This window comes from Streptomyces speibonae, from assembly GCF_984686075.1.
On sequence record NZ_OZ480260.1, the window covers coordinates 3,708,433 to 3,728,371 of the forward strand.

General features: G+C 72.8%; 14 protein-coding genes. 9 read left to right on the top strand and 5 right to left on the bottom strand.

Going from position 1 to position 19,939, the window contains the following annotated elements:
• Positions 1-416: 416 nt before the first annotated feature.
• Genes AC5L3C_RS16690 through AC5L3C_RS16710 form a run of 5 tightly spaced genes read right to left on the bottom strand, consistent with a single transcriptional unit; the run spans position 417 to position 4,817 of the window.
• Positions 417-1,595: a RedV protein gene (locus tag AC5L3C_RS16690; RefSeq protein WP_493649686.1), complete on the bottom strand. Its 1,179-nt coding sequence runs from the start codon at positions 1,593-1,595 to the stop codon at positions 417-419.
• A gap of 34 nt (positions 1,596-1,629) precedes the next feature.
• Positions 1,630-2,424, bottom strand: a complete 795-nt coding sequence (locus AC5L3C_RS16695; protein ID WP_493649687.1) for a 4'-phosphopantetheinyl transferase family protein — start codon at positions 2,422-2,424, stop codon at positions 1,630-1,632.
• Positions 2,411-3,301 carry a DUF6206 family protein gene (locus AC5L3C_RS16700; protein WP_493649688.1) on the bottom strand — a complete coding sequence of 297 codons (891 nt, stop codon included), beginning with the start codon at positions 3,299-3,301 and terminating at the stop codon, positions 2,411-2,413. The genes AC5L3C_RS16695 and AC5L3C_RS16700 overlap by 14 nt, the downstream gene beginning before the upstream one ends.
• Positions 3,302-3,351: 50 nt before the next feature.
• On the bottom strand, positions 3,352-4,578 hold the full coding sequence (locus AC5L3C_RS16705; protein ID WP_493649689.1) for a beta-ketoacyl-[acyl-carrier-protein] synthase family protein: 1,227 nt from the start codon (positions 4,576-4,578) through the stop codon (positions 3,352-3,354).
• The gene (locus AC5L3C_RS16710; RefSeq protein ID WP_493649690.1) at positions 4,575-4,817 is read right to left on the bottom strand and encodes an acyl carrier protein; all 243 of its coding nucleotides are present in this window, start codon (positions 4,815-4,817) and stop codon (positions 4,575-4,577) included. The genes AC5L3C_RS16705 and AC5L3C_RS16710 overlap by 4 nt, the downstream gene beginning before the upstream one ends.
• On the opposite strand from AC5L3C_RS16710, the gene AC5L3C_RS16715 reads away from it, so the two are divergent.
• The 9 genes from AC5L3C_RS16715 (at position 4,816) to AC5L3C_RS16755 (ending at position 19,903) form a co-directional block, all read left to right on the top strand.
• On the top strand, positions 4,816-4,977 hold the full coding sequence (locus tag AC5L3C_RS16715; protein ID WP_493649691.1) for a hypothetical protein: 162 nt from the start codon (positions 4,816-4,818) through the stop codon (positions 4,975-4,977). The genes AC5L3C_RS16710 and AC5L3C_RS16715 overlap by 2 nt on opposite strands.
• A 166-nt stretch (positions 4,978-5,143) precedes the next feature.
• Complete coding sequence (locus AC5L3C_RS16720; RefSeq protein ID WP_493649692.1) at positions 5,144-6,136, top strand: beta-ketoacyl-ACP synthase III; 993 nt, start codon at positions 5,144-5,146, stop codon at positions 6,134-6,136.
• A 57-nt stretch (positions 6,137-6,193) separates the two neighbouring features.
• Positions 6,194-6,457 carry an acyl carrier protein gene (locus AC5L3C_RS16725; protein ID WP_125505033.1) on the top strand — a complete coding sequence of 88 codons (264 nt, stop codon included), beginning with the start codon at positions 6,194-6,196 and terminating at the stop codon, positions 6,455-6,457.
• A complete protein-coding gene (locus AC5L3C_RS16730) occupies positions 6,454-8,322 on the top strand; it encodes an aminotransferase class I/II-fold pyridoxal phosphate-dependent enzyme (RefSeq protein ID WP_493649693.1) in 1,869 nt (622 codons plus the stop codon). Before AC5L3C_RS16725 ends, AC5L3C_RS16730 begins: the two co-directional genes overlap by 4 nt.
• Complete coding sequence (locus AC5L3C_RS16735; protein ID WP_493649694.1) at positions 8,319-9,971, top strand: D-alanine--poly(phosphoribitol) ligase; 1,653 nt, start codon at positions 8,319-8,321, stop codon at positions 9,969-9,971. The genes AC5L3C_RS16730 and AC5L3C_RS16735 overlap by 4 nt, the downstream gene beginning before the upstream one ends.
• Positions 9,968-16,903: an aminotransferase class I/II-fold pyridoxal phosphate-dependent enzyme gene (locus AC5L3C_RS16740; protein ID WP_493649695.1), complete on the top strand. Its 6,936-nt coding sequence runs from the start codon at positions 9,968-9,970 to the stop codon at positions 16,901-16,903. Before AC5L3C_RS16735 ends, AC5L3C_RS16740 begins: the two co-directional genes overlap by 4 nt.
• 3 nt (positions 16,904-16,906) lie before the next feature.
• The gene (locus AC5L3C_RS16745; protein WP_493649696.1) at positions 16,907-17,980 is read left to right on the top strand and encodes an NAD-dependent epimerase/dehydratase family protein; all 1,074 of its coding nucleotides are present in this window, start codon (positions 16,907-16,909) and stop codon (positions 17,978-17,980) included.
• A complete protein-coding gene (locus AC5L3C_RS16750) occupies positions 17,967-18,824 on the top strand; it encodes a thioesterase II family protein (RefSeq protein ID WP_493649697.1) in 858 nt (285 codons plus the stop codon). The genes AC5L3C_RS16745 and AC5L3C_RS16750 overlap by 14 nt, the downstream gene beginning before the upstream one ends.
• Complete coding sequence (locus AC5L3C_RS16755; RefSeq protein WP_493649698.1) at positions 18,812-19,903, top strand: SAM-dependent methyltransferase; 1,092 nt, start codon at positions 18,812-18,814, stop codon at positions 19,901-19,903. The genes AC5L3C_RS16750 and AC5L3C_RS16755 overlap by 13 nt, the downstream gene beginning before the upstream one ends.
• Positions 19,904-19,939 lie beyond the last annotated feature (36 nt).

Sequence of the window (19,939 nt, forward strand, 5' to 3'; positions counted from 1 at the left end):
GCAGTAGGTCGGCTCGGATCAGACCGGATCCGTCGACGACGGGCGCCGCGCAGAGCATTTTGGGACTTGATCATCAAAATCCTTCCGATTTGCTCCACTATTCCCCTGGTCCGAGGAGCCCCGGCGATGATCCACCCTCAGGCGCCCATCCTGACAGGCATCGCAACCGGGGTCATCGATCGGCCGGATCAATTCACGCCTACATGGACGGTCAACGAAGTATTGATGGCTCAACGCTTCGTTGAAGAAATTCTCCACACGTCAACGAAGAGTGGAGGCCGTTGGGTTCACTCGAGGGGTTGCCCGCTCGGCGGGAAGGCGGCAGACGCGGACGGCCGTGCAGGCGTCAGCCCGAAGGCGGAGCAAACATCTGGCCAAGCGGCCCGGCCGTCATGGTGCCGCGAAGACCTCTGCGCTCATACCGACAAGTATGCGGCGGATTCCGGGCGCCTGAGGGAAGCCGGCGCTTCGCCGGGAGAAATGCCGAGGCGACTGACGAAGAAGGGGTGTCCGGCCAGGCCGAAGAGCGCTGCCGTCTCGCGTCGCAGATCGTCATGCTGCACCACGATGCTGAGCGGATGCAGTGACAGCCCCGCTTCCGTGGCGGCAAGCCAGTAGTCCAGCAGCCGCTCGCCGCCCCGCAGTTGCTCCGCCACACCGCTGGGCCCGTCGGGGTCCCCGGTGATTCCGAGCGCGACCACGGCCGGCGTGCGGCGCCGCACGGTCTCGGCCGTGTGCGCGGCGAGCCGGTGCTGGAAGCCGGCCAGGCACAGGGCCCGCATCACGGGTGGGGCCAAGGTGAGGCGTTTTTGCAGGCGTTGCGGCGGTGTCAGGGGTCCGAACAGTTGATCCGCCGTGAAGCCGTCGCGGTGCCGCCGCGCCTCGGCAGCACTCCACCGCACGTACGCATGGGTCTCCCGCCATGCACCCGGGTGGCTGAAGTCGCGCCCCGCGTGACGTCCGAGGAGGCCGGCGAACGAGGCCCTGTCCTGAGCCGACGTCAGGTGACGTACCGCGATGCCGCTCCGTTCCGTTCCGGGCGGGGCGGCGACGGCCCGGGTGAGCGCGTCGAGTGTCCCGTGGCCGAGGGCGGTGTTCCGGTACGGGCCGCGGTGGGTTCGCCGGCCGCGGGCCAGTGCCCACAGGTCGTCGAGGCGCTCCGCCGAGGGCCGGCCGCGGCGCAGTTCCGCCACGGCCAGGGGAAGCCAGTGCGACGGCCACCGCGCGGCAGGCCGGACCCGCGCGGCGTCCTCGACGGCGTGCGTGCGCAGGACCGGCCACCCCGCGGCGGCCAGAGCCCGCAGCAGCAGCCGCCAGTACGCGCCGCAACTCACCCGCATCTCCATCGCGTGCGCGTCCAGCGCGCGCAATTCCCTGCGGCGGTCCAGGGCGAGCACCAGGTACTCGGCGCCCGCTTCGCCGGCCGTGCCGAGGACGTCGGCAGCCATCCGCCGGGCCTGCGCGGAGTCCGCCCGGGCGAGCGCCCAGGGCTGGCAGTTGTGGGAGGAGGGGCTGAGCGAGGCCAACGCGGCGGCGTCGGCCAGTACGTCTTCGAACCGCCGGGCAGGAGCCGCGGGCGGACGTGGGGCGGGCACGGTCCTCACCTTCTCCGACTGCCGGCGTGCGGGGTCACTCCCACACCAGGGCCAAGTGGTAGCCGTCCAGCTCACGGGCCCAGGTCCGCAGTCGGGTCCGCGAGGCGGGCACGTGCCGCAGCAGTCCGGGGCCCGCCTGCCAGGCGAACCGTCCGTCCTCGTGCCAGCCGGTCAGTCGCACCTCACGGGTGTCGACCCGCAGACCGAACCCGTAGCACTTGAGGACGGCCTCCTTGCAGGTCCAGCGCAGGGGCAGCGGCATGGTGTCCAGGCGTCGCCGGGCCGCGAGGTCGGCCCCGGCCGACGTGTCGTCGTACAAGAGGATGCGGACGAGTTCCGGCGGAAACGAACGCGGACGCTCCAGGTCCACTCCGACCGGCCCGGACCCGCACAACGCGACGGCGTAGTCGCCGGAGTGCGTCAGGCTCACCTCCACCGGGAGGTCGGTCGTGGGCTTCCCGGCGCGCATCCCCTCCGCCACCCGCGTGACGCGGACGTCGTCGTAGGCGACCGGAGTCCTCCCGGTGTGCCGCGCGTGGGCCCGCACGGCGTACTTGAGCGCCATCCGGCCGGCCAGCCACTCCTGGCGCCGGCGCGGCAGGGTGAGCACGTCCGCGTAGGAGGCCTCGGCCGGCGTCAGGTGCCGTGCCTCGAGCCGGGCCCGGGCCTCCGGCCCGGCGGCGCGCAGCCAGGCGAGTGACACGACGGTCAGAGCCAGCCGCGGCGCGGGCCGGAAGACCTGGAGCGGCGCTGCCGGGTCGAGCCGGATGGAGTCACGGCCCGGGCGGTGCCGGGCTCCGCCGGGCGGCGCGGTCTCAGCGGTGGACACGGGGTGGGAGCAGGAACGGATAAGTGCGGCGCCGGATCCTGCGGTGCCAGAAGCGGTCCGCCCGCTTCAGGGCCTGGAGCACTTCCCACATGCGGGCGTCCTCGCGGTAGCAGGCGGCGACCTCGTCGGAGGTGACCGGAGGAAGGAAACGGCCCTCGCTCCGCGCCAGGAAGTCCGGGACGAGGTGCGCGACGCGTTCCTTGTGCAGGTTGCCGAGGAAGTCGAGCACGACGCCGCGCGGCTCGTAGAACTTGTCGAAGATCGCCCGGGTCCGGGACAGCCGCACCACGTCACGCAGGATCCAGGGCAGCGAGGTGAAGAACAGCCGTACATCGAGCCGTTCGCGCCCCCTGGTGTCCCGCAGCAGAGGGGTGGTCACATCGAGGTAGACCAGTTCCCCGTCGAGGTCCATCCAGTTCGACGCCTGGGCGTCGAGCCCGACCTCCGGGGTCACCGCCCCCTCGACCAGCGCGAGGAAGCGGGTGTAGAAGTCGCCGGCCCACGCGCCGCTCTCGGTGCGCAGCAGCCGGGAGCACAGCCGGTCGCCGTCCAGTGCCTCCTGGACGCAGTAGCCGACGACCCTGCCGGAGGGCAGCCGCGTGTGCCACAGCCGGGTGGCGGCCACGCGTACACCGGCCTTCTCCAGACGCTGGACGTACTCATCCACCAGCGACTCGTGGCGCCGGAAGCTGTCGTAGGAGGGGAAGACCGGGAGCCTCTTGCACGCGAAGGAGCCCTGCGCGGTGTCCAGCCGCAGCACGAGGGTGACCTCACCGAACCCGAGAACGGGCAGCTCCGCGTGGCCGGCGGTGCGCAGGGCGTGCTGCACCCGCGTCTCAAGCGCGGCGATGTCCCGCTCGGGCAGAACGAAGGCCATGAGGCGCCGTCACCCCCTCCACCCGGACACCCGTGGGGCCGGGGCGATGCTCAGGCGGCGGTGAAGACGAGCACGGCATTCTGCCCTCCGAATCCGAACGAATTGCTCATGGCCACGTCGACCTTCTCCTCGCGGGCCGTGCCCGAGACCACGTCCAGGTCGACGTCCGCGTCGAGCTGGTCCAGGTTCGCCGTGGGCGGGATGGTGGAGTGCTGGACGGCCAGCACGGTGAGCGCGGCCTCGATCGCTCCCGCGGCGCCGAGGGTGTGGCCGAGCACCCCCTTGGTGGAGGTCACGGCCACGCCGTCACCGAACACCGCACGCAGCGTTCGTGCCTCGATCACGTCGTTGACCTGGGTCGACGTGCCGTGCGCGTTGACGTGCCGCACCTCCTCGGGCCCCACCCCGGCCTGCGCGAGCGCACTCTGTATCGCCCTGCGGACACTGCGCCCCTCCGGCTCGGGGGTGGTGATGTGGTGGGCGTCCGCGGAGGCGCCGTACCCGGCGAACCGGGCCCGCACCGGGGCGCGGCGTGCCCGGGCGTCCGCTTCCCGTTCCAGTACGAGAACTCCGCTGCCCTCGCCGATGACGAAGCCGTCGCGGGCCGCGTCGAAGGGACGGGAGGCGGCGGTGGGATCGTCCACCCGGCGTGAGAGCACCCCCATCTGCGCGAAGCCCGTCACCATCAGCCGGCTGACGTTGGCCTCGGTGCCGCCGGTGAGCACCACGTCGCAGAGGTCGTCCCGCAGCAGCTGCGCGGCGGCGCCGAGGGCGGTGGCACCGGAGGCGCAGGCGCTGGCGGTGACGAAGTTGGGGCCGGTGGCGCCCAGGTCCATCGCCAGATGGCCCGCGGCCATGTTCGGTACCAGCATCGGGAGCAGGAGGGCGGAGACCGCCTGCGGTCCCTTCTCGAGCAGCCGGCGGTGCTGCTTCTCGAACGTCGCGATGCCGCCGAGACCGCATCCGATCACCACACCGACCCGGGCGCCGTCCCAGGTCTTCGGGTCGAGTCCGCTGTCCGCGACGGCCTCACGGGCGGCCACGATCGCCAGCTGGATGAAGCGGTCGTGCATCAGCGCGCTGCGCGGCCCGACATCCCGGGCCGGCTGGAGATCCGGCACCGTGCAGGAGATGTCGATCGGCAGGCCGTCGAGGACCGGGTTCCTCGTGGCCCTCGACCGGCCCTCGCACACGCTCCGCCAGGACACGTCCGTGCCGATCCCGGCGGCGGTGACCAGGCCGAGGCCGGTGACGGCGATACCGGCGCCCGGCGTCAAGGCGTCACCCCGAGACGGCCCTCCACGAGTTCGGCCAGGTGGCCGAACGTGTCCGTCCGGTTCACCGCGTCATCGGCGAGCTCCATGTCGAACTCGGTCTGGAGCACGAGCAGCAGCTCGACGAGAAACAGCGAATCCAGATCGAGTTCCTCGAATGTGGCATCCGGCCTGATCTTCTCGCGCTCCACGGCGAAGTGAGTGACGAGCAGGTCGACGAGCTTCTCGTAAGTAGCGCTCATGAAGGTGATCTGCCTCTCTGCTGAGTTGACCGGATCACTGTGCGGCCGTCAGAACGCGCGCGGCTGCGCGCCGGCGGTCGGCCACATGGCACGGACAGTGAACCGGCGGCTGTCGCACACTCTCGCGCCGCTCGCTTACCGTTCGCTGACCGATTTCTGACTTGGTCTCCGGTCAGAAATCGGTCAGCGAGCGGTAAGCGAGTGCGGCGAGACTCCTGCCAGTCGAGGCCGTCCGGCCGCACCGTTTTCGCGAGGAGTCACGCCTTGGTCGTCTGCCACCGTGCTCACCCGCCCCGCCACGGCGCCGTCCGGACCGGAGCCGGACGATGAGCCGGGCGGCCGTACTCGCCGGCCTCGGCAGTTGCCTGCCGCCCCGGCTCGTGACCAACGAAGAACTGGTGAGCCGACTCGACACCTCCGACGAGTGGATCCGCACCCGCACCGGAATCCGGCAGCGCTACGTCGCCACCGACGGACTGCTCACCTCGGACCTGGCCGCCGGAGCAGGAGCGCTCGCCCTGAAGTCGGCGGGTCTTTCGCGGGCGGACGCCGTGCTCCTGGCCACGACCACCCCGGACCGCCCCTGCCCGGCCACCGCTCCCCTCGTGGCCGAGAAGCTGGGCCTCGGGCACATACCGGCCTTCGACGTCTCGGCGGTGTGCACCGGATTCCTCTACGCACTCGCCACGGCATCGGGTCTCATCGCCGCGGGCACGGTCGACAACGTGCTGGTCATCGGGGCGGAGACGTTCACGCGGATTCTCGACCCGGCCGAGCGCACCACATCGGTCGTCTTCGGCGACGGGGCCGGCGCGGTCCTGGTGCGCGCGGGCGACCCGGCGGAGCCCGGCGCCCTGGGGCCTCTCGCACTCGGCAGCGACGGGAGCGGCCAGGATCTGATCACCGTGCCGCGCGGCGGCCCGCCGTCGCCGGGCGAGACGGCCGCCGACGGCTACTACTTCACGATGCAGGGCAAGAAGGTCTTCCGGCTCGCCGTCCAGCGGATGGCGGAGAGCATCCGGGCCGCCCTCGACCAGGCAGGGTGGCGCATCGAGGACGTGGACCGGTTCGTCGGCCACCAGGCCAACCACCGCATCCTGCTGCGGCTGGCCGACGAGATCGGACTTCCCCGGGAGCGCGGCTACAACCACATCGCCGAAGTGGGCAACACCGCGGCGGCCTCCCTGCCGCTGGCTCTGGACCACGCACACGCCGAGGGCGCGCTGCGCCCCGGCGACCGCGTGCTGCTGGCCGCCTTCGGCGGCGGGCTCACCTGGGGAGCCACCACGCTCATCTGGCCCGGCATCGACCGGGTCTGACGCCGGCGGGAGCCGGCACCCGAGCCAAGCCATCGCAGGATCCAATCAAGGACGGTCATGACCTCTCGGGAACTGATCACCGATTACATCGTCGATGTCTGGATGGACGGCGACGCCGAAGGCCTGGAGCCGGAAACCCCGATCGCGGAACTGAACATCATCGATTCCGTGGGCGTTTTCGATCTCGTTCACCACCTGCAGAGCACCTTGCGGATCAGTATTCCGGTGCGGGAGATATCGCTGAAGAACTTCCGGTCCGTCAACGCGATCGCCGAGCTGGTCGACCGTCTGCAGGAGAGCCAAGGGGGAAACGCGGCATGACATACCGCACGGACGACGCGCTCGACCTCGCACACCTGCACGAGCAGATCGTGCGGATCATCGCGGACCGCTCGGGCTACGACACGTCCTTCCTGCTGCCGGACAGCCATTTCGAGGCGGAACTCGGCATTGACTCCGTCATCCTTCGATCCATTCTGGAAGCGGTGCGCGAGCGCTTCCGCATCGATGACGACAGCCTTCCAGCCGAGCCTGCCACGGTCGGTGAACTCATCGGCGCGGTCGGCAGCGCCCTGCGCCTGCCGGACGCCGCTGCGGGCCTCCGGCAGGACGCCGTGGCCACGGCGGCGACGGGTGCGCCGTCCGAGGACCCGGTTCTTGAGGCCGTGCTCACCGCCGCCGTACGCCAGACCGGTTACCGCGGCGACCAGTTGGACCTGGACGCCGACCTGGAGAGCGCACTCGGCATCGACTCGGTGGTCCTCGCCTCCATCACGGCCGAGGCCGCCGGGGCACTCGGCCTGCACGGGACGGCGCTCGGTCCGGTGGAGGCCACCACACTGCGCGACGTCACCGCCGCGCTGGCCTCCCGCCGTACGACGTCCGCCGCCGGCCCGCCCGTGCCGGGCGCCGACAGCGGCACCTGGGACCCCCGCTCGGCCAAGGACTTCGTCGAGCAGCGCGACCGTGACATCTTCGCCAAGACCCGCAGCTTCCGGTCCTACCTGCGGGGGCGGGAGCGGGAGCAGCTGTACTGGTACGGCATGCCGTTGCGCTCCCGGTGCACCAACCGCGCCGTGATCTACGACGAACAGGCCGGCCGGGAACGCGAGTTCCTCATGTTCGCCTCCAACAACTACCTGGGGCTCGCCAATCACCCGCGGGTCGTCGAGGCGGTCTGCGACGCCACCCGCACCTACGGGGCCACGCACACCGGTTCGCGCTTCATCGGCGGCACCAACACGCTGCACAAGGAACTGGAGCGACGGCTCGCGGCCTTCAAGCAGCGCTCCGCCTGCATCGTCTTCCCCGGTGGTTACGCGGCGAACCTGGGCACGGTCTCCGCCCTGGTCAAGAGCTACGACACACTCGTGGTCGACAAGCTCAACCACATGAGCATCGTCGACGGCGGCCGGCTGTCGGGGGCCGCCCGCAAGATCTACCGGCACAACGACATGGCGGACCTGGAACGGATCCTCGCGCGCACCGCCGAGCAGTCCGACGGGGGCAGCCTCATCGTCGCCGACGGCGTGTTCAGCATGCACGGCGACATCTGCGACCTGCCCGAGATCGTCCGGCTCGCCAAGACGTACGGCTCCCGTGTGCTGATCGACGACGCGCACTCCACCGGTGTCCTCGGCGCGCGCGGCTCCGGCACCTCCGAGCACTTCGGTCTCAAGGGCGAGGTCGACCTCGAACTCGGCACGATGAGCAAGGCGCTGGCGGGAATGGGCGGCTTCGTCGTCGGTGACGAGGACGTGATCGAGTACCTGCGCCACTACGCGAACTCCTACGTCTTCGCTGCGAACATCCCGGCGGGGGTCGCGGCGGGTCTCCTCGCCTCCCTGGACGTCATCGAGGCCGAGCCGGAGCGGCTGAAGCGGCTGTGGGCCAACATCGACGTGCTGCGCGGCAGCCTGCTGGACGCCGGGTTCGACCTGGAGCGCTCGCAGAGCGCGATCCTGCCGGTCGTCATCGGTGACGAACGCAAGGCGATGGAGATGGGGCGCGCGGTCCGCGCCCGCGGCCTGTTCTGCCAGACCGTCGTCCATCCGGGCGTGTCCCTCGGCGACGCGCGGCTGAGGGTCAGCGTCACCTGTGAACACACCCGGCAGGACCTGGACCTGGCCACCGAGATCTTCACCGCCGCCGCCCGCGAGACCGGTGTCCTGCCGGGGGCGCGATGAGCACGCCCGCGTCACGCGGCACGGGGCCGACGCCCCCGGTCGCCCTCCGTCTGCCGCCGCGCGAGAGCACCGCGGCGGATGCGCGCCCTGCCTTCGTGGGACCGGACGGCGCCACGTACGGCGAGGTCCGTTCCCAGGTGGACGCCATCGCGTCCCGGCTGGTGGACACGCTGGAGGTCCGCATCGGTGACCGCATCGCCATCTGGATGGACAAACATCCGTGCTACGCCGAGACCATCCTGGCCGCACTCCAGGCCGGCTGCGCCTACGTCCCGCTCGACGGCGGACAGCCCGCCGGCCGGGCGTCGGCCGTCCTCGCCGACGCCGAGCCCGTGGCGCTGTTCACCGACCGGGCCCACCTGGACCTGCTCGGCCGGGAGCCGTTGCCGGCCTCGCTCCGGGTGGTCGTGACGCGTGGCGAGAACCTGCCCGACACGGTCGGCGGCGTCCCGGTGCGTCCCTGGGACGACTTCGTGCGGGCGGCCGCGGGCCGGGTCACCCTCATGCCCGCCCTGAACCCGGGCCATCTGGCTGCCCTGCTGTACACCTCCGGTTCCACCGGCACCCCCAAGGGGGTGCAGATCTCACACGGCAACCTCGCCGGCTTCGTGAGCTGGGCCCGCGCGGAGTTCGGCATCGGCCCCGGGGACGTGCTGTCCAACCACGCCTCCTTCAACTTCGATCTGAGCACCTTCGACCTGTTCGTCGCGCTCACTTCGGGTGCCGCGCTCTGGATCGTGCCGGATGACCAGGCGAAGGACGTGACGGCACTGGCACGGGGAATCCGGGAGCACGCGGTGAGCGTCTGGTACTCGGTCCCCTCGGCGCTCGGCCTGCTCGTCTCCTCGGGCGCGCTCACCGCCGACGGGGCCAAGAGCCTGCGCCACGTGCTGTTCGCCGGCGAGGTGTTCCCGATGCCCCGGCTGCGCGCCCTGGCCGGCCTGCTGCCCGAGGGCACAACCCTGTACAACCTCTACGGCCCGACCGAGACCAATGTGTGCACGTTCCACCGAGTCCGCCCCGAGGACCTGGACCGCACGGCCCCGGTGCCCATCGGCGGCCCCGTCGACGGCGCCCGGCTGACCGTCCTCGACGAGCAGGGCCGCACCGTGACGGAGCCCGGCACGATCGGTGAACTCGTCGTGGGCGGCGACTGCGTCACGCCGGGGTACTGGCGGCGCGCCGGGGACCCGGCGGCCGCACTGCACTGCCAGGGTCTGCACCCCACCGGCGACCTCGTCTCCTACGACGAGGACGGACTGCTCGTCTACCGCGGCCGCAAGGACCGCATGGTCAAGATCTCCGGCTACCGGGTGGAACTCGGTGAGATCGAGGCGGCGGTGCAGCGGCACCCGTCGGTGGCCGAGGCGGCGGTCCGCTTCTGTGAAGGTCCGGGCGGTGGACGTCTCACGCTCTACTACACGCTCCGCGAGGGCGCCGAGGCGCCGGGCCTGATCCAGCTCAAACGGCACTGTGCGGCGCTGCTGCCCACCTACATGGTCCCGCATGCCGCGCAGCGCCTCGCCACGATGCCGCACAACGCCAACGGCAAGGTCGATCACCGCCGGCTCGACGGGGCCCCGCCCCCGCCCGCCGCGGGGACCACCCGCGCCGGCCGGCCGGCGGCGAGGGAAGGGGGAAGACCGTGAAACCGACGCCGAGCGGCGCGGCACGTCCGGACGGCGACGCGCAGACGGTGGCCGCTCTGCTGCGGCGACGGCTGGACGAGCGGCCCGACGCGGTCGCCTACCGCTTCCTCGAGGACAGCGCGGGCACCAGCACATCACTGACCTACCACGAACTCGACGCACGGGCACGGGCCGTGGCGGCCCATCTCCAGGACAGGAAGCTCGCCGGTCAGCCCGTGATCTTGTCGCACCCACCGGGCGTCGACTACATCGCGGCGTTCTTCGGCTGCCTGTACGCCGGCGCCCTGGCCGTCCCCGCCTACCCGCCGGACCGTACCGGAGCAGGCCGTACGGCCACCCGGCTGGCCGCCGTCGTCCACGACTCGGGCGCCCGGCACGCCCTCACCACGCGCGCGGTCCTGGATGCCGTACGGACCGGGCAGGCGGAACCGCGCGCCACGGGGCTCGCAGGGCTGGAGTGGACCGCGAGCGAGGAACTGGCGCCGGAGCTCGCCGGCGCCTGGCGGGAACCCGACGCCACCGCCGGGACCCTGGCCTTCCTCCAGTACACCTCCGGCTCGACCTCGACACCCAAAGGCGTCATGGTCAGCAACGGAAACCTGCTGCACAACCTGCGGGCGATGCACTCCTGGCTCGAACACGGTGCGGACGCGCAGCTGGTGTCCTGGCTGCCGCCGTACCACGACATGGGGCTCATCGGTGCCATCCTGCACCCGATGTACGGCGGATTCCCCGCCCACCTCATGGCGCCGAGGACGTTCATCCAGCGGCCCCTGTTGTGGCTGGACACGCTCTCCGCCACCGGCGCGACGCTCGGGGCCGCCCCCAACTTCGGCTACGAGCAGTGTCTGCGCCGGGTCACCCCCGAGCAGCGGGACGCCCTGGACCTGAGCAACTGGCGGCTCGCCCTCAACGGGGCCGAGCCGGTGCGGGCGAGCACCCTCGACCGGTTCGCCGAGTACTTCGCCCCGGCAGGCTTCGCCCGCACGGCGTTCATGCCCTGCTACGGGCTCGCCGAGTCCACTCTCATGGCCACCGGCGTCCGCCCGCGGGAGGAACCCGAAGCGGCCCGGTTCTCCGCGGCCGCGCTGGAGGCGGGCGTCGCCGAGCCGGCCGGACCCGACACGGAACGCACCCGCCGGGTCGTGGACTGCGGTTTGCCCGTCCCGGGCGTCGAGGTGGCCGTCGTGGCCCCTCGGACCCGGCGGCGCCTCGGCGCGGACGCGATCGGCGAGGTCTGGCTCGCGGGACCCAGCGTGGCGCAGGGCTACTGGGGCCGGCCGGACGCCGGTGCGGACACGTTCGGGGCGACGATCACGGGCGAGCGGGGCACCCGCTGGCTGCGCACCGGCGACCTCGGGTTCCTGCGGGACGGCCGGCTGCATCTGACCGGCCGCATCAAGGAGATCGTCGTCGTCCAGGGGCGGAACTTCGCCCCGCACGACATCGAGCGCACCGCCGAGAGAGCCAGTCGGGCCGTGCGGCCCGGCAACGGCGCGGCCTTCGGCATCCCCGCCCCGGACGGCGAACAGCTCGGCCTCGTCCACGAGTTGGGCGGCCCCGGCGCAGGGGACCCCGGTGCCGTACTGGCCGCGCTGCGCGGCGCGTTGGCCGAGGAGCACGAGATCGCGCCGCACACCGTCGCCCTGGTCCGGCACTCCGCCGTACCGAAGACGACGAGCGGCAAGACCCAGCGCCGGAGCGTGCGTGCCGCCCTGCTCGCCCTGGAACTGCCCGTGGTGGCGGCGAGCGTGGTGCGCGCCACGGACCCGGCCCCCGAAGCCGGGGCCGGGGACCGGGTGGACCTCGACGGGCTGACGCCCGGCGAGAGCCGTGCCCGGGTCGCCGGCGCGGTGGCCCGTGCCCTCACCGAAGCCGCCGGGCGGACGGTCACGGTCGCCGATGCGGGCAGTTCCCGGCCGCTGGCCGAGCTCGGCCTCGACTATCTGCGGCTCCTCGACGCGGTGGGCACCCTCGAAGCACGGCTCGGCATCCGCATTCCGGTCGGTGAACTTCTGGTGCGCCCGCAGGCCGCCCGGCTCGTCGAGCTCTGCCTCGGCGAGAACGCGGAGCCCGCTGAGCGCGCAGAGAGCACGGAGAGCACGGAGAGCACGGAGGAGGCCGTGCCCGCCGCGGGCATCGGCCACTCGGCGGCGGAACTGGAGGCGTGGCTGCGCGGCCGGGTCGCGGACCGGCTCGGGCTGCCGGCCTCCGTCGTCGACGTCACGCGTCCGTTCGCCTCGCTGGGGCTGGACTCCAGGCAGGCGGTGGCCCTGGGCGCCGAACTCGGCGCTCTGCTCGGCCGGGAGATGCCCGCCGCCACCGTCTTCGACCACCCGACCATCCGGGCCGTGGCGGACCGCTTCGGCTCCGGAGGCGCGGACCGGACACCGGCCCCCGACGCGGCCGCCCCCACTCCGGCTCACGGCGAACCCGTCGCGGTGGTCGGCATGGGCTGCCGGCTGCCGGGAGCGCCGGACGTGGACAGCTACTGGCGGCTGCTCCTCGACGGCAGGGACGCCGTGGGAGAGGTTCCGCCGGGCCGCTGGGACACCGCGGGGGTGGCCGCACCGCGGCACGGCGGATTCCTCGACCGGGCCGACGAGTTCGACGCGGGCCTGTTCGGGATCTCCGCCCGCGAGGCGCACCGGATGGACCCGCAGCAGCGCCTGCTCCTGGAGACCGCCTGGCAGACCTTCGAGGACGCCGGAGCGCCGCCGTCCCGGTTCGCCGGCAGCCGCACCGGGGTCTTCGTCGGCATCAGCAGCCAGGACTACGCGCAGTTGCAGATGCCGCGGCTCGACAGCGCCGACGTGCACGCGGCGACCGGCACCGCGCAGTCGGTCGCCGCGAACCGGCTCTCGTACGTCTTCGACCTGCGCGGCCCGAGCCTCGCCGTGGACACGGCGTGCTCCTCGTCGCTGGTCGCGGTGCACATGGCCTGCCGGGCCCTGCGGGAAGGCGAGTGCTCCGTCGCGCTGGCCGGCGGTGTCAACCTGATGCTGACTCCCGGCCTGTCCGTGGCCCTCGCGGCCGGTGGCATGCTCAGCCCCGGCGGCCGCTGCCGCACCTTCGACGACGGTGCCGACGGATACGTACGAGGGGAGGGCGCCGGGCTCGTCCTGCTCAAGCCGCTGTCCGCCGCCCTCGCCGACGGTGACCGCATCCACGCCGTCATCCGGGGCTCCGCGGTCGGCCACGGCGGCCGCGGCAACGGCCTGACCGCGCCCAGGAGTTCCGCCCAGCGGCAGGTCATGGCGGAGGCGCTGGCGCGGTCCGGGCTGCGCGCCGGCCAGATCGACTACGTCGAGGCGCACGGAACCGGCACCTCGCTCGGTGACCCCGTCGAGTGGGAGGCGCTGGCCGGCGTGTACGGCCGCGGCCGGTCCGCGGACCGGCCCTGTCAGGTCGGCTCGGCCAAGACCAACATCGGTCACCTGGAGGCGGCCGCCGGGATCGCCGGACTGATCAAGGCCGCCCTCGTCGTCAGGGACCGCGAGGTGCCGCCCCTGCTGCACCTCGACCGGCCCAGTAGCCGTCTGGACTGGGACGGTTCCGGTCTGGCCGTGCCCACCCGCCGGCGTGCCCTGTCCGCCGGCGGCACGGCCCGCGCCGCCGTCAGCTCGTTCGGGTTCGGCGGCGCCAACGCCCATCTGGTCCTCGAAGCTCCGCCCGCCCCCCTACGGGAGGAGACCCTCACCGTGACGAACCCCCGTGCGGTGCACGCACTGTGCCTGTCGGCCCATACGCCGACCGCCCTGACCACCCTCGCCCGCTCGTGGCGCACCCACCTCGCCGCGCACCCGGACGTTCCCGTGGCGGACCTGTGCCGCGCCGCCAACACCGGGCGGGCCCATCTGCCGCACCGGGCCGTGCTGACGGCCGGCTCGAACGCCGAGTTCGACACGGCCCTCGACGCGCTGATACGGGACGAACCCGCGCCATCGGTCCTGCGGGGCAACGCGGCCACCGGGCCCACGCCCCGCATCGCCTTCCTCTTCAGCGGCCAGGGCACCCAGTACACCGGCATGGGCAAGGACCTGTACGAGGCCCACCCGGGCTTCGCGGCCTGTCTGGACCGGGCCTGCGAAGTGCTGCGCCCCCACCTCGGCATCCCCCTGCTCGACCTGCTCTTCGACCCGGAGCACGAGGACGCACTGCGCGGCACACGCGACTGTCAGGCCGCACTGGTCGCGTTCGAGGTCGCCCTGGCCCGGCTGTGGACCGACCTGGGCGTGCGCCCGGCGGCGGTGCTCGGACACAGCGTCGGCGCGCTGGGGGCGGCCTGCGCGGCGGGCGCGTTGTCCTTCGAGGACGCCCTCACCCTGGCCGTGGAGCGGGGCCGGCTCATGGACGAGCAGCCGGGGGACGGCGCGATGATCTCGTGCGTCGGTGACCCTGAGGCCGTCCGGGCGGTCGCCGCGGGCTTCGCCTCGGTCGCGGTCGCGGCCGTCAACACCCCCGACCACCTGGTGCTCTCGGGAGCCGCCGAGGACATCGGCCCGGTGCGCGAGCTGCTGACGGACCGCGGTGTCGCGGTGCGCCCGCTCGCCGTCTCGCACGCCTTCCACTCCCCGCTGATGGCCGGGGCGGCGGCACCACTGCGCCAGGCCGCGGGCCGGATCGGCTTCGCCCCGCCGCGCATCGCGTGGATCTCCGACCTGACCGGCGGGCCGGCGGAGCACGTGAACGCCGACTACTGGGTGGAGCACATGCTCTCCACCGTGCGGTTCGCGGACGGTTTCGCCGAGCTGCGCCGGCGGGGATGCGATGCCTTCGTCGAGATCGGCCCGCACCCGACGCTCCTCAACCTGTGCCGGAGCACGGTCGCTCGGCAGGGCGGAGCCGACGGCGAGCCCGGCAGGCTGCTGTGGCTGCCCTCACTGAGCAGGAAGGGCGGCGGCCGGCGGACCTTCCTGCAGTCGCTCGGCCGACTGCACTGCTCCGGCGGCGAGGTCGACTGGTCCGGCCTCGACGGGCGGGCGACCGCCGCCCGGGTCCCGGTTCCGCACCTGCCCATGGAGCGTGACCGGTACTGGTTCGGTCCGGCCGCCGCACGGACCGGCAGCCAGGAGGCGGCGGCCGCCGGGGAACCGGCGCCCGCTTCCGCCCCCGGTACGGCAGCGGGCGCGGCCCCCGGCCCCGCGACGACGCCGGTGCCCGCGGGTCCTCCGGCTCCCGCGCCGGGTGCCCCCTACCCCGTGCCGGGTGCGCCGTTCGCCCCATGGGGCCCCTACCTCGTGTGGGACGGCGTCCGCTATGTGCTGCCCGGCATGCCCTACGTCCCGGCGCCGCCCGCCCCCTTCGCCCACCCCGGCGCCTGGCCGATGCCACCCGCCCACCCGGCCGGCCCTCAGGCCGCCGCACCGGGCTTCGCGCCCCTGCCGGACGCCCAGGGGGCGCCGGCGGGGTCCCCCTCCGCGGACGGCACACCGGAGGGGGGATTCCTGCCGTTCGTACGCGAATGTGTCGCGCTGGTGTCCGGGTTCCCCGTGGAACGGCTGGCGCCGTATGCGAGGCTCGGTGCGGACCTGGGCCTCGACTCGCTGATGCAGACCGATCTCCGGCGTCGCATCACCGCCCGGTTCCCCCGCGAGGCCGAGCAGTTGCGGCACGGGCTGCCCGAGGATCCGACGGTCCAGGACGTTGCCGACCGCCTCGCCGGACGGAGCACGCCCGCGCGGCCCGTCGCCCCGCCACCGGACCCGGTGCCGCCGGCCGCCGTACGACCGCCCGAACCGGTCCCGGTGCGGCCGGAGTACGCCTTCGAGGAGTGGCCCGAGTACACCGCGCATCTCGAGCGCCTGCGGCAGGTCGGCAGTGGCCCCCACAACCCGTACGGTCGCGTCCACCAGGGGTTCAACGGCGCCGTCGCGAAGGTCGGCGGACAGGAGGTCGTCAACTTCGCGTCGTTCAACTACCTCGGTCTCTCCCACCATCCGCGGGTCAGGGAGGCGGCCCGGGCGGCCATCGACCGCTACGGCACCTCCAGTTCGGCGACCCCGCTGCTGTTCGGCGAGACCCCGCTCCACCACGAACTGCAAGCGGAGATCGCCTCGTTCCTCGGCACCGAGGACGCGATCGTGTTCGCCGGCGGCCATGCCACCAACGTCGCCACGGTCGGCCACCTGTTCGGCCCCGAGGACCTGATCGTGCACGACGAGTGGATACACGACAGCACGGTGCGCGGTGCGATCCTGTCCGGCGCGCGCCGCCGCCCCTTCCCGCACAACGACTGGGAGGCTCTGGACCGGATCCTGTCCACGGCCCGCGGTGGCCACCGCCGTGCGCTCGTCGTGATCGAGGGCGCCTACAGCCAGGACGGCGACATTCCCGAACTGCCGCGCTTCATCGAGGTGAAGCGGCGCCACCAGGCCCTGCTGATGATCGACGAGGCGCACTCGCTCGGCGTGCTCGGCCGCACCGGCCGGGGGATCGGCGAGCACTGGGACACCGACCCCGCCGACGTCGAGCTGTGGATGGGCACGCTCAGCAAGGCCATCGGCAGCCTCGGTGGATACATCGCGGGCCGTGCCCCGCTCGTCGACTACCTCAAGTACACCGCGCCGCTGCACATCTTCAGTACGGGCATCGCCCCGGCCGGCGCGGCGGCGGCGCTGGAGGCGATCCGTGTCCTGCGCGACGAACCGGAGCGCGTGGCGCGGGTGCGGGAACTCGCCGAGTTCTTCCGCACGCGGGCCCGCGCGCGCGGCCTGGACGTCGGAGTGTCCCGCGCCTCCGCGGTGATCCCGGTGATCACCGGGGACTGGGAGAGGACCATCGAGCTGTCCAACACCCTCCTGGGCAAGGGCGTGAACGTGATGCCCATCGGTTACCCGGCCGTCCCCCGCGACCGGTGCCGCCTGCGTTTCTTCGTGAACGTCGAGCACAGCGAAGCCGACCTCGAACACTCCCTCGACCTTCTGGTGTGATCCATGACCTCGCACAGCAACGAGCCCATGCCCGCCACGGCCCCCGATGCGCCGCCCCCGGCCGGCCACGCGCCCGACGTCCTCGTCACCGGAGCCGGCGGATTCCTCGGCCGGCACCTGGTCCGCGGGCTGGCCGAGCGGGGCCACCGTGTCCGGGTCCTCGCCCGTCCCGGCAGCGACCGGTTGCCCTTCGCCGAAACGGCCGACGACGTCGTCACCGGATCACTGGAGGACCGCGAGAGCCTGCGCCGGGCCGCCGCCGGTGTCACCCACGTCTACAACTGCGCCGGCGTGTCGGCGGACTGGGGACCCTGGGAGGAGTTCCGCCGCGCCAACGTGGACGGTCCGCGCAACGTCGTGGAAGCCGCCCACCACGCCGGCTCGGTGGCCCGTGTGCTGCACGTCAGCACCACCGACGTGTACGGCTACCCCAAGGAACCCTGCGACGAGAGCCGGCCCCCGCGCGACATCGGACTGCCGTACAACCGCAGCAAGGTCCTCGGCGAGCGCGCGGTCCAGCAGGCGTCCGAGGCCACCGGGGTGCCGGTGACGATCGTCCGGCCGGTGTCCGTCTACGGGCCGGCCAGCAAGGACTTCGTCATCGAGATCGGCGGTCTGCTGCGGCAGAAGCAGATGATCTACATCAGGAAGGGCGAGGTGCCCGCCGGTCTGCTCTACGTGGACAACGCGGTCGACGCGATGATCGCGGCCGCGGGTTCGGAGCACACCGTGGGCCGCGCCTACAACCTGCGCGACCCGGACCGCACCACCTGGCGCGAGTACATCGAGGCACTCGCCGAGGGCATGGGCACCGGCACCCCGAAGCTGAGCCTGCCGACACCGCTGGCCACCGCACTCGCGGTCTGCTCCGAGGGGATGTACAAAGCGCTGCGCGTCAAGTCGAGGCCGGTGCTGACCCGGCACGCCGTCCACCTCTTCGACCGCGACCAGTCGTACGGGATCCACCGCGCCCAGGAGGACTTCGGGTTCAAGAGCGAGGTGGACTTCGCGGAAGGCATGCGCCGCACCCTCGCGTGGCTCGACTCGGACGAGGGGCACCGTCATGTCGCCCGGTGACCCGCTCACCCGGCGAGGCGGCTGGTTCCCCGAACCCGCCTCCGCCGGTGCGGACCGCGAGAGCACGGCCACGGGCCCGTACCTGGTGTGCCTGCCCTATGCGGGCGGCACCGCGTCGGTCTACCGCGACTGGCAGCGGGAGCTGGCGGACCTCGGCTGGCCCGGCCGAGTGGTGCCCGTGCTGCTGCCGGGCCGCGGGCCGCGCCTGCACGAGGCGGCGTACACCGCGATACGGCCGCTCGCGGAGGCCCTCGCCCAGGCCCTGATCTCCCGCGGGTTCACCTCGGACTACGCCCTGTTCGGTCACAGCATGGGAGCCCTGCTCGCCTACGAGGTGGCCCGTGCGCTGACCCTCGCCGGGGAGCGTGAGCCCCGGCACCTGTTCGTGTCCGGCAGCCGGGCGCCGCACCTCTACGGAGACCGCACGGATCACACCCTGAGCGACGACGCGCTGTTCCGGCTGGTCGACGACCTCGGCGGGCTCGGCCCCGAACCCTCCGTCGGCAGCGCCTACTTCACCCGCCGGCTGCCCGCGCTCCGGGCGGACCTGCGCGCCTGCGACGAGTACCGCTGGCGCCCGTCCACCCCGTTGTCGTGCCCGGTGACGGCCTTCTCCGGCGCCGGCGACCAACTGGCCCCGGAGTCCGCGGTGGAGGCCTGGCGCCCCTACACCGCCGGCTCCTTCCTCCGCCGCCACCTGGAGGGGGGCCACTTCTTCGTCAACGGTCCCGCGCGCTCCCGGCTGCTGCGCGAGGTGCGGGCCCAGCTCGGCACACCCCGCTCCGGCCCCGGCGACGACACACGGCCCCTCTTACCGGCAAGGAACGCAGCATGGACATACTGAGTCTCGCCCGGACCCTCCGCAACCGTGTGGAGGACCCGCTCACCGACATCCTCACGGCGGCCAAGCTCCTGGGCAATCCACGCATGCCGCTGCTGCTCGCGCTGTCGAAGGGAGTCATCGAGCCCGTCTACCGGGTGTCCTTCCTGGCCGCCGCCTCCGGCTCCGGGGTGCTCGCCTGCCTCGCCTACCGCCCCTGCGACGTGGCCTCCCTGGCCGACCGCCTCGGCATCCCGGCCGAGGACCGGGACCGCCTGCGCGCCTGGCTCGACCTGGGGGTACGGCTCGGCGATCTCAGCGTCACCGTGGAAGGCTGCTACCGGCCGGCCAGCATCCCGGCCAGGGCCCTGGCCGAGCCCGAGAACGACGCGATCGCGGCCATGCTCGAGGAGGTCGCCCGCTTCCATGTGCCCGCGCTCCTCGACGGCCCCGCCATGCTGCGCGACGGCCGGCGGTTCACCCTCGGGGACCAGGACGGTGCCGTCATCGCACGGTCCACCCGCGTCGTGCAGCCCTTCGTCGAGGAGGCGGTCTCGCGGACCCTCGGCCGCGGCCGCGAGCTGCGGCTGCTGGAGGTCGGCTGCGGCAGCGGCGTCCACGTGCGGTACGCGGCGGAGCTGAACCCGCGGCTGACCGCCGTCGCGATCGACCTGCAGAAGGAGGTCGCCGACCAGGCGGCCGACAACATGGCCGCCTGGGGACTCGCGGATCGCGTGGAGACCCGGCAGGGCGATCTGCGCACCCTCGAACTGGAGCCCCAGTTCGATCTTGTGACGATGCACAACAACATCTACTACTTCCCCGTGGCCGAGCGCGTCGAGGTGCTGCGCAGGGTCCGCTCGCTGCTCGCCCCGAACGGAAAGCTGCTGCTCACCACCGGCTGCCAGGGCGGCAACATCGCTCTGGACGTGCTGAACCTCTGGTTCACCAACGCCGACTTCGGCGGCCCCCTGCCCCGCGAGGCCGAACTCGTCGACCAGATGGAGCGGGCCGGCTTCGTCGACGTGGAGGCCACCCGGATCGTCCCGGGTGAGCAGTTCTGGTCCTTCGTGGGCACCAGCGTCCGCCCCGTGCGGTCCTGACCGCCCGTCCGGCCCGTCTCCCGGGGCCACCGACGG